10 protein-coding genes and 1 tRNA gene are annotated in these 9,655 nt (G+C 46.6%); 3 read left to right on the top strand and 8 right to left on the bottom strand.

The window, feature by feature from the left end; genetic code table 11:
• Positions 1–76 precede the first annotated feature (76 nt).
• The 3 genes from C7B77_RS15760 to C7B77_RS15750 form a co-directional block, all read right to left on the bottom strand.
• Positions 77–673, bottom strand: a complete 597-nt coding sequence (locus tag C7B77_RS15760; RefSeq protein ID WP_106306661.1) for a YdcF family protein — start codon at positions 671–673, stop codon at positions 77–79.
• Positions 674–769: 96 nt separating this feature from the next.
• Positions 770–843 (bottom strand) — tRNA-Arg (locus C7B77_RS15755).
• A 110-nt stretch (positions 844–953) separates the two neighbouring features.
• Positions 954–1,523 carry a DUF937 domain-containing protein gene (locus tag C7B77_RS15750; RefSeq protein WP_106306658.1) on the bottom strand — a complete coding sequence of 190 codons (570 nt, stop codon included), beginning with the start codon at positions 1,521–1,523 and terminating at the stop codon, positions 954–956.
• A 181-nt stretch (positions 1,524–1,704) separates the two neighbouring features.
• On the opposite strand from C7B77_RS15750, the gene C7B77_RS15745 reads away from it, so the two are divergent.
• Positions 1,705–2,469, top strand: coding sequence for a CAP domain-containing protein (locus tag C7B77_RS15745; RefSeq protein ID WP_106306655.1), 765 nt, complete (start codon positions 1,705–1,707; stop codon positions 2,467–2,469).
• A 55-nt stretch (positions 2,470–2,524) separates the two neighbouring features.
• On the opposite strand, the gene C7B77_RS15740 is transcribed toward C7B77_RS15745, so the two are convergent.
• From C7B77_RS15740 to argC, 3 genes are all read right to left on the bottom strand, one after another.
• The gene (locus C7B77_RS15740) at positions 2,525–3,301 is read right to left on the bottom strand and encodes a 7-carboxy-7-deazaguanine synthase QueE (RefSeq protein ID WP_106306652.1); all 777 of its coding nucleotides are present in this window, start codon (positions 3,299–3,301) and stop codon (positions 2,525–2,527) included.
• A 202-nt stretch (positions 3,302–3,503) separates the two neighbouring features.
• Positions 3,504–4,625: a hybrid sensor histidine kinase/response regulator gene (locus C7B77_RS15735; RefSeq protein ID WP_106306649.1), complete on the bottom strand. Its 1,122-nt coding sequence runs from the start codon at positions 4,623–4,625 to the stop codon at positions 3,504–3,506.
• Positions 4,626–4,849: 224 nt separating this feature from the next.
• Entirely contained in the window at positions 4,850–5,911 is a 1,062-nt protein-coding gene (gene argC, locus C7B77_RS15730; RefSeq protein WP_106306646.1) for an N-acetyl-gamma-glutamyl-phosphate reductase, read from the bottom strand.
• Between the two features lie 199 nt (positions 5,912–6,110).
• On the opposite strand from argC, the gene ribBA reads away from it, so the two are divergent.
• Both ribBA and C7B77_RS15720 read left to right on the top strand, forming a co-directional pair.
• Positions 6,111–7,787: a bifunctional 3,4-dihydroxy-2-butanone-4-phosphate synthase/GTP cyclohydrolase II gene (gene ribBA / locus C7B77_RS15725; RefSeq protein ID WP_245894226.1), complete on the top strand. Its 1,677-nt coding sequence runs from the start codon at positions 6,111–6,113 to the stop codon at positions 7,785–7,787.
• Positions 7,788–7,811: 24 nt separating this feature from the next.
• On the top strand, positions 7,812–8,561 hold the full coding sequence (locus tag C7B77_RS15720; RefSeq protein WP_106306640.1) for a pentapeptide repeat-containing protein: 750 nt from the start codon (positions 7,812–7,814) through the stop codon (positions 8,559–8,561).
• A gap of 32 nt (positions 8,562–8,593) precedes the next feature.
• Here C7B77_RS15720 and C7B77_RS15715 read toward each other — a convergent pair whose 3' ends face one another.
• Positions 8,594–9,061, bottom strand: coding sequence for a phosphate-starvation-inducible PsiE family protein (locus C7B77_RS15715; protein ID WP_106306637.1), 468 nt, complete (start codon positions 9,059–9,061; stop codon positions 8,594–8,596).
• Positions 9,062–9,223: 162 nt separating this feature from the next.
• Entirely contained in the window at positions 9,224–9,628 is a 405-nt protein-coding gene (gene atpC / locus C7B77_RS15710) for an ATP synthase F1 subunit epsilon (protein WP_106306634.1), read from the bottom strand.
• Positions 9,629–9,655 lie beyond the last annotated feature (27 nt).

Raw genomic sequence — 9,655 nt, 5'->3', positions numbered from 1 at the left:
GAGTAAGGAGTAAGGAGTAAGGAGTAAGAAGTAATAAACCCCTATTCTCCCAGTCTCCCAGTCTCCCCATCCCTTATTACTTGCCGCCACTAAAGCCAGTAGTCAGCCAGATGAGCGATCGAAAGCTATCGCGAACGGTCTTCTGGATTGGTTCTGAAGGTCTACCGCTGGTAAAAGTGACAGGCTTAACTTTGATTCCTCGACTGCCAAAGACGATCTCGCCGATAGCGCGCGCGCGCTGCATATGGTCGTCAGAAGTCACCAGATATACGCTAGTAATGCCTTTAGATTCAAAGCGATCGACTAGCGTTGTAAAATTGGTTACCGTGTCGATCGCGCGATAATCTAGATGTAAATTGTCGGTCGAGACGCCAGCCTTTTTAAAAACTTTTTTGGCATAGCCTTGAGGTGCGCCGCCAGAAATCCACACGGGTAAATTGGGATGTTCGTGGGCAAATTTTGCGGCAAACAGCTCGCGTTCTTCTTCACCACCCAAGACAAAAATTGCTTGAGGTTGAATCCAAGTATTCTCTAATTCTCGATAGCCCATCCAGGCGATCGGCAATAATAATGGTGAAATTGGTAAGATAAACTTCCACAATCGCCAGCGACGGCGACGTTGCTTGTGGACGGTAGATGGACGGGATCGGGGGAGGATTTGATTATGCGCCATGCTGCAATGAGCTTGGAGAGGACAAATTAAATAACTAGATCGAGCCTAACATTTGCTAGGGTCAAGTTACCATAATTTCTCAAAGCAGGCAACGGACGGGACTGGCGGGAATCGAACCCACGGCCTATCGCTTAGGAGGCGATCGCTCTATCCTACTGAGCTACAGCCCCAAACAGCAGTTAATTGTATCAGATTAATGACTGGTGACTAATTAATCTAGAAATATGAAGTTACCTAAACATTTCTAGCTGTCATGTCTTAACTAGCCACCATTCGTTTACTAAAACATCTTACCGATAATATTCCCAATATCTTCGGCAATATTACCATCGCCGTCGGCATCGATCGCCTTAGCTGCCATGCCTAGCAGGTCGTTGTTCCCCGTAAAAGAACCCAAAATTTGGGCAATGCCATCGCGATCTAAACCACCCTGTTCCTGGCTGGATTTGCTCAATGCACCCATTACTAGCGGCGCGAGCATCCCGATTAATTGAGCCGCAGCACCACTATCCATACCTGTCCGTTGTCCGATCGTCTCTGCCATGGTATTTTGAGCACCACCGCCCAAAACTTGACCGAGCAAAGAACTACCCATATTGGCCGCACCTTCATTGCCCACATACTCCATCACATTATCCAAAATCGAGCCATCATTTTCTTGAGTGGCTTGATGGATCGCATCTGCGCCATCTGGAGTAGCCGCTTGGTTACCCATCACCGATAGCAGCATCGGCACTGCCATAGAGACTGCCGATTGAGTCGTACCTTGGTCTGCCCCGATTCGTTGGCCAAGTTGTTCGATGACGGGGCCGCCTAGTTGATTTGCCAGCATCCCAATTAATTGATTCATAAAGATTTGCTCACTGTTAGCTGATTAAACATCGATCGAGCCGACACAATATCCACACCGATCGGCGATCGCATTGTACACAAATCTTTCAACTATCTCTAGAGAAGCACAGTTTTTATTTAATTTTGTGACATAAATATGGTATCTATTGCATAGCAATCGCGATTAGATAGAATTAACCGTGAATAAAGTCTGGATTTTTATTGCCACAACAACGTCAATATTTTTAGTACCAACAGACAGCCGATTCCTACTCACGGCACTCGATCGAATTAAGCTTGCTCTATCATCGACGTTAGAGTGGAACTTAGATCGATCGCCTGTGCCAACCCCAACCGCCACCGCGACCAGGACGGTCTCGATCGCACTCAATCCTCGTAGCTCGATCGGTTTATCAAAAGTAGAGCAAGGCATTATTACCGAAATGAATCGCGCTCGCCGCAATCCCCCCGCGTATCAAAAGGTGCTCGTCAGTTGGCGGCGAAAATTCAGCGGCACAAGAGCAAAATTAAGCGATCGACTCTTTCTCCAGACTCAAGAAGGCACTCCCGCGATCGACGAAGCGATCCGCTTCCTCCAGAAAACTCGTCCAGTACCCATCTTAAAACCCTCACGCGGTCTGACCCTCGCCGCACGCGATCTCGTCCGCGACCAAGGCCATCGCGGCCTGACAGGTCATTACGCTAGCGATGGGAGCACTCCGGCTCAACGCGTCGAACGCTACGGTACTTGGCAGACGATCGTCGGTGAAAATATTGCCTACGGGCCAGATACCGCTCAAGCTGTCGTCCGCGATCTCATTGTCGATGATGGCGTACCCGATCGCGGTCATCGCACCAATATCTTTCAACCTCAGTTTCGAGTAACTGGCGTGGCATGTGGCTATCACCGCAAATATCGCATCATGTGCGATATCAAATATGCTGGTGGTTTTCGCGATCGATAGAAAGTTGAAAGTTACTAATATATCCCCGACTTCTTCAAGAAGTCGGGGATGTCTCTTACAATTGCCCAATCATTTTATGTGTTTGGGGAATTACGCGAATATGGGGTAAATACTCCTTCATTAAAGCTTGCCAAGCTAATACTTGTTCTGGTTTCGGAGCTGTAAGATTAGGATTTGTATGCGGTTGGGCTAAAGCAGTCATCGGTTGTAAAAAGATGATAGTTTTATCGTTTACCTCTGCAACCAGCCGCGCAGATTGTCTTAGCTCGTCGGGGTTAGTGGTTTGAGAAATAATGATTTTGACAAATACATCTACGCCAGCATCTCGACACGATCGTAAAAATTCTGCATGTTTTTCCCAATGAGTTTCACCGCTAACGCTCGGTAATTTAATATCCATCCCTACCAAATCTAGATAAGGTAGCACCTGCGCGAGCTGACTGGGACGATGTCCGCCTGTTTCGAGGTAGATGGGTAAATGCGTCAATTCCTTAACCCGAGGCAAAAATTGTGCTAGAAATGGCGCGTGTAATAGCGGCTCGCCGCCAGTGATGCTGATACTATCGTGGAGCTGCGGCTGATTTTGGCGATCGACCCACTCTAATAATTGCGACATCTCGATCGGGTTATCATGAGTAACAAAATCTCGCGCTCCAGGCGTCTGCTCGATCTCGCAAGTCGGTTGCTTTTGCCAAGTATGTTGGCTATCGCAGTAATGACAGCGCAAATCGCACCCCCCAAACCGAACAAAGATCTGGCGCGTCCCCACATTGATGCCCTCACCTTGAATCGCTGAGAAAATTTCAATTAAGTTAGCTGTGAGTGCAGTCATAGGAGCGAAGGCTAAGGATTACCGATGAACTAACTATTCTAGATCGGGTTCGATCTCAATGACATTAACTCAGTCCCAGATCCTCAAAATTAGCCGAGGGGTTATGACTCAAATCGTCGAAGTGGATGCTGTTAGCATCAAGCACTTCCCTAACTTGTCACACTCGCTCCTTTAAAATTTAGCTATGCGCGATGATGCCAGTTTACTTTTGACCCTCTGCTGTGCCCAATGGCAGTGTAAGATAGACGATCGTCTCATTGCGTTCGTTGATATCGATCGCAAAACAACCATCGTAAATGCCCACTATTTTCTTGACCACTTTCAAACCCAGTCCTAGCTCTTGTTCTTCGATATTCGAGTTAGAAATCGGTCGATCGATCGGATAATCCGATCGACGATCTCCGATCCAAAAATGAAAAGATTTACCAACGATCCGACCGCAAATCTCGATCTTCGTCCCCACATCGGAAAACTTAAAAGTATTATCTAATAATTCTTTGATAATTAACTCGCAATGCTTCACCGTTACTGCCACCGTTGCGGGATGGATATCGATAACTAAGTCATTTTCTCGATTTATCCACTGAGCTTGAACGATTGAGATCGGCTCGATAACCTCTTTAATATTACAGACCTCATCGGTATATAATTGCTTTTTCTCAGCGGCAAAATCTAGATACGTCCAAAATTTATATGTCGTTTTTTGAATGTTACTTGCCGATCTACTTGCTAATTCTACTAAATAACGAATTTGATTTTTACTAAAATGATCTAAGTTCGTACTTAGTTCGTCAAGTTGCTCTTGAATACTCGTCAACGGCGTACTTAATTCAGTCACAAAGCCGATCGCTAGATCGCCGACTAATTCACCAAGATTATTTTCTAATGAAGCAATATTATTTTGCTGAAGTTTTGATAAAGATTCGATCCGATCGAATTGCTTTTTAGTGCGCACCATCGATTTGACCCTAGCTCTGAGTTCGAGACCATCGACTGGTTTATTAATAAAATCGTCTGCACCCGCATCCAAACAAGAAGCTAAAATTGATTTACCAGCAGCCGCTGTTACCATAATAATTGGAATCGATCGCCATTTTCGCATCAATCGCAACCGCTGACATACTGCTAAACCATCCATTCCTGGCATCATTAAATCTAGCAAAATTACATCTGGATCGATCCTGTCTATAGCTGCAAATACTTCTTCGCCGCTACTAATATAATGCAGGTCGTAGTTGTCGATCGTCAGCAGTATTTCAATTACTTCAAAATTAGCTCTTTCGTCATCGACGACCATAATTGTACGATCGTTAGTCGCTGCCATGTTACTTACCTTATACCTACAAATTGTTAAATAGCGATCGCTGAGTGCTTGGGTTCGACTGGATTAGTCAGATCGTCAGTTGTTCCAGCATTGAGACATTTTTGCGATCGCCTTCAATGGCTAAAGCAGTGACAGCAATAATCGGAACATCAAACTGTATAGCTATTTTACTCCTCAAATTTTAGTTGTGTTGGCTGGAGATTTGGCATTGGGATCGGCCACTGTTAGGGATAAAAACTCATTTGGGGCAATCCGAGCGTTTCGTCCCAACCCATCATTGCGTTCAGACACTGAATCGCTTGTCCGGCTTGACCTTTAATTAAATTATCGATCGCCGACATGACAATGACTCGTCCGGTACGCGGATCGACTTCGACGCCAATGTAGCAAAGATTGGTGCCTGCTGCCCACTTTGTCTGGGGGTAAACGCCGCCATCTAAAATTCTGACAAATGGGGAGGAGCGGTAAAAAGCTTTGTAAATGACAATTAAGTCTTCAGTTACCAAACCGGGGTCGCGAATCGTGGCATAGACAGTACTAAGAATGCCCCGCACCATCGGAATCAAATGTGGTGTAAATTGAACTTTGACCTCGTGAGAGGCCAGATCGCTACAAATCTGCTCGATTTCTGGCGTATGGCGGTGTCCAGCTACACTGTAGGCCGTGAAATTATTATCGGCTTCAGCTAGCAACAGATGCGTTTTGGCCTGTCTGCCGCCGCCAGAGGTACCAGATTTGGCATCGATAATAGCAGTATTGGTATCGATCAAACCTTGTTTGAGCAAGGGGGATAGAGCTAGCAAACTAGCAGTGGGATAACAGCCCGGACAACCGACGATTTTGGCATTGGCAAGCTTGGCTCGATACAACTCGGGCAAGCCATAGACGGCCATCGCCGCCGTCTCGCGATCGGTGCGCGGGATCTTGTACCATTGCGAATAGATATCCAAATCGGAAAACCGATAATCTGCGGATAAATCGAGGATGCTACAGCCTTTGGCCAATAGTTGCGGTGCCAACTCGCAGGCCAAACCATTGGGAAGAGCGAGAAAGACTACCTGACAGCGGCTGGCGATCGTGACTACATCGATCGGTTCGATCGGTAAATTGACAACGTGAGCCAGATGGGGATAGAGATCGGCAAAATTTTTACCCGCGCTACTATCGCCGCCTAAATAGGCAATCTCGATCGCGGGATGATCTTGCAATAAGCGCACCAACTGGACGCCCCCATAACCTGAAGCACCCACGATCCCAACTTGAAGACGTTCGATCTGCTCGCTCATGAATGTTATGACCTATATAATAAGAAAGCGATCGCCATATTTCTGGTGGGAAATACCAACTAGTTCGACCCAAAACTCAAAACTAATTTTGAGTTAGATCGTACCGCAATGTGGAGACTTTCTCTGCATCGACGATCGTCGCTTGGGGTTTTCGACTCGCTTTAATGGACTATATAGTTTAGCAACATTTTACCGATCTGTGATAGCAACTTCTTCTACTGACCCTGCTAATTTTGAGTTTGACACGATTGCCACCGCCCTATCGGACTTTGCAGCGGGCAAAATGGTCGTGGTGGTAGATGATGAAAATCGGGAAAATGAGGGCGACCTGATCTGTGCGGCACAAACGATTACTGCCGATCGGATCAATTTTATGGCGGTTAATGCTAGAGGCTTAATTTGTCTGGCGATGATGGGCAGCCAATTGGATCGATTGGATCTACCCTTGATGGTGACCAATAATACCGACCCCAATCAAACCGCGTTTACGGTCAGTATCGATGCCAGTTATCGATTGGGCGTGACTACCGGGATTTCTGCCGAAGATCGCACCCGCACGATTCAGCTCGCGATCGATCCCAATACTCGACCCGAAGATCTGCGGCGTCCGGGTCACATTTTCCCCTTACGCGCCCAAGAGGGTGGCGTGCTCAAACGTGCCGGACATACCGAAGCCGCCGTAGATTTAGCCAGACTGGCAGGTTTGGCTCCCGCAGGCGTCATTTGTGAGATTCAGAATCCCGATGGCTCGATGGCGCGTCTCCCCGATCTGATTGCCTACGCGCGCGCCCACGATCTCAAAATTATTAGCATTGCCGATCTAATTAGTTATCGGCTCAAACACGACAGATTCGTCCATCGCGAGGCCATTACCAAGCTCCCCAGCCAATTCGGCCAGTTTCAGATCTATGGCTATCGCAATCTGTTAGACGCCACCGAAACCGTCGCGATCGTCAAGGGCGATCCGGCCAACTTTATCGACAAACCCGTGATGGTGCGGATGCACTCGGAATGTCTGACGGGGGATGCCCTCGGTTCGCTGCGCTGCGACTGCCGGATGCAGCTCCAAGCCGCCTTAAAGATGATTGAGAATGCAGGTGAAGGTGTGGTTGTTTATCTGCGTCAGGAAGGCCGTGGGATTGGCCTAATTAACAAACTCAAAGCTTACTCACTCCAAGATCTGGGACTAGATACCGTCGAAGCCAACAATCGCCTCGGCTTTCCCGCAGATCTCCGCAATTATGGGGTCGGCGCGCAAGTATTAAACGATTTGGGCATCAGCAAAATTCGCTTAATCACCAACAACCCGCGCAAAATTGCCGGACTCAAAGGTTATGGCCTCGAAATGGTCGATCGGGTACCATTGTTGATCGAAGCTAACGACTACAACAACGATTATCTCGCTACCAAAGCCGAGAAACTCGGCCACATGTTGCTGCAAACCTATCTAGTTACCGTCGGGATTACCTGGAACGAAGAACCATTAGAGGTGACCGCACGATACGATCGATTAGATAAACTCCGTCATCTAGCTCAAACTCACAATCTTCTGCTCAAAGAAGAAGCTAGACCCGTTGGTACCGCTTTATTTGGCAATCCTTCGCTAACTTTTCATCTGGGCTTCGACCAAGCCAATCTGGCGATCGAAGGTTGGTATCGCGATCGCAATCATCCCTACGTGCGCGCGATCTGCTCGATTTTAGACGAAATTGCAACGCTCCCCCAAGTCAATCGGTTAGAATTTTTAGTAGCAAATGGGCCGGATCCGCTGACTGGCTTGCAAATGCACCTCGATCGTCAGACTTATGCTAAATCCCAAATTCCATCGACTTTAAACTCGCAATTGGAACTTCAGGTGATTTATAGCTTCAGTTAGTGAAGAATCGAGCGATATTACATCATGACCGCAATGAACCGCTGTTTATCCTTTGGCTGGGCGATCCTCCTCATCGGTGTCGATCCCGCCGCTCTTGCCTATAATCCAGCAGATCTCAAAAAGCTAATTGCGACCAATAAATGTATCGGTTGCGATCTTAGTGGTGCCGATCTCAGTCGCAAACAGTTAGCTAATGCCGATCTTCAAGCCGCAACCCTCGTCGGCGCAAATCTGTCAGGCGCAAATCTCTCCAGTGCTAAACTAGGCGGTGCCAATCTCACCGGAGCGAACCTGACTAGAACCAATCTCACTGGTGCGGTATTACAAGCCGCCAGCCTCATCGATGTGAATTTTGCCAATACCAATCTCACGCGGACAGATTTATCCTATGCTAATTTGGTCAATACCGATTTTAGGAGTGCGATTCTCAACAAGACCGATCTAGCTGGAGCCAATCTGGCACTAGCAGATTTTACAGGTGCGACTCTCAATGGTTCTTCGGTAGAGCGTGCCAATCTCGTCGGTGCTAAAGGCGTAAATCCGGGATCGCCAACGCAAAATAATGGTGTTACTACTCCTACTCAAGAAAATGCTCCTGGTAGCATTCGCCAGCGACAAAGTCCACCCCCAATCGTTCCCAATATTGAGGAAAGTGCTCCGACTATTCGCAATCGTCCGCGCGTTTATCGGATTCCACCAGGATTGGGCAGTCCTCAACGGCTCGTCCCTGGTGGTACGCGTCATTCTGAACCAACTAATCTGGAAACTAAGTAATTTTGCATCTGGCATTAAAACTTTAAGTCCAGCTAATTATTGCGATTAGCTTGATGGACGATCGCATAACCGAGCGATAGTGAAAATACAGCGACGGCGAGGGCAATTAAATCGCTACTACTTTTCTTTTCCAGATCGAGAATGATAATTTTTCGAGACACGGCAATTAGTGAAGTCACGATCACCAATTCTAATTGAATTACATGTTTGCGGAGGTATGCAGTAATATTTTCGAGGATTTCTAGCGCGATTAAAACGTTAAGAAATAAGCCAAATAACTCAAATAAGGTAGTGTTAAAGCTATCGTTATTCGGTCGCTCGACTGTCAATATTAATTTTTCAATCAGCGCGTAACCTAAATGGGCGATCGCGATAAAGGTGACAAGAATCATCCCGATCGATAGGAGCTTGGAAACAATACGTTCGATCGATTTGACCGCTCTTAAAAATTCTTCGTCTTGAGTAAGTATTGCTGTTAATTTGCGGAATATCCGAGTCATCGATCGTGCCTACCTCATTCAATTCTGACGCTTTCACAATCTTATAACAACAAGACCCACTTAATTAATAAAATTAAGTGGGTTTATTTGGCAATTTAATCTCGAACTTAGCAATCTCTTTGGCAGAGTCTCTCTCTTAAATAAAATCGACTCTAGCGCGCTCTAACCACCAGCAGCTTGCAGTCTGGCTCTGGCACGTTTAAAAGCTTGTGTCGATTGAATTTGCTCTTGACGATTGTCTGATGAAACGTTTTCTAATTTCTGTTCGGCTTCAGTAAATTCTTTTTGTGCTTGTTCGCGATCGATTTTTTCGCCTAATTCTGCACCGTTAACTAACACGGTAACTTCATTATTATCAACTTCTGCAAATCCACCCATCAAAGCGATTGGCGTCCATTTATCTTTGCTCGCTCTAACGCGCATTACCGCAGTATCCAAAGCCGTCAATAAAGCTGCGTGACCAGTCAAAATTCCTAATTGACCAGTGATACTCGGTAAAATTACTTCATCTGCCGTGCCATCCCAAACCGTCTTATCTGGGGCAATTACTCTTACTGTTAGTGTCATTTTTAGTAGTTAGTTTTTATAGTTGGG

It is taken from the genome of Chamaesiphon polymorphus CCALA 037 (genome assembly GCF_003003845.1).
Classification (GTDB): domain Bacteria; phylum Cyanobacteriota; class Cyanobacteriia; order Cyanobacteriales; family Chamaesiphonaceae; genus Chamaesiphon; species Chamaesiphon polymorphus.
This window is presented reverse-complemented; position numbering and strand designations above follow the sequence as displayed.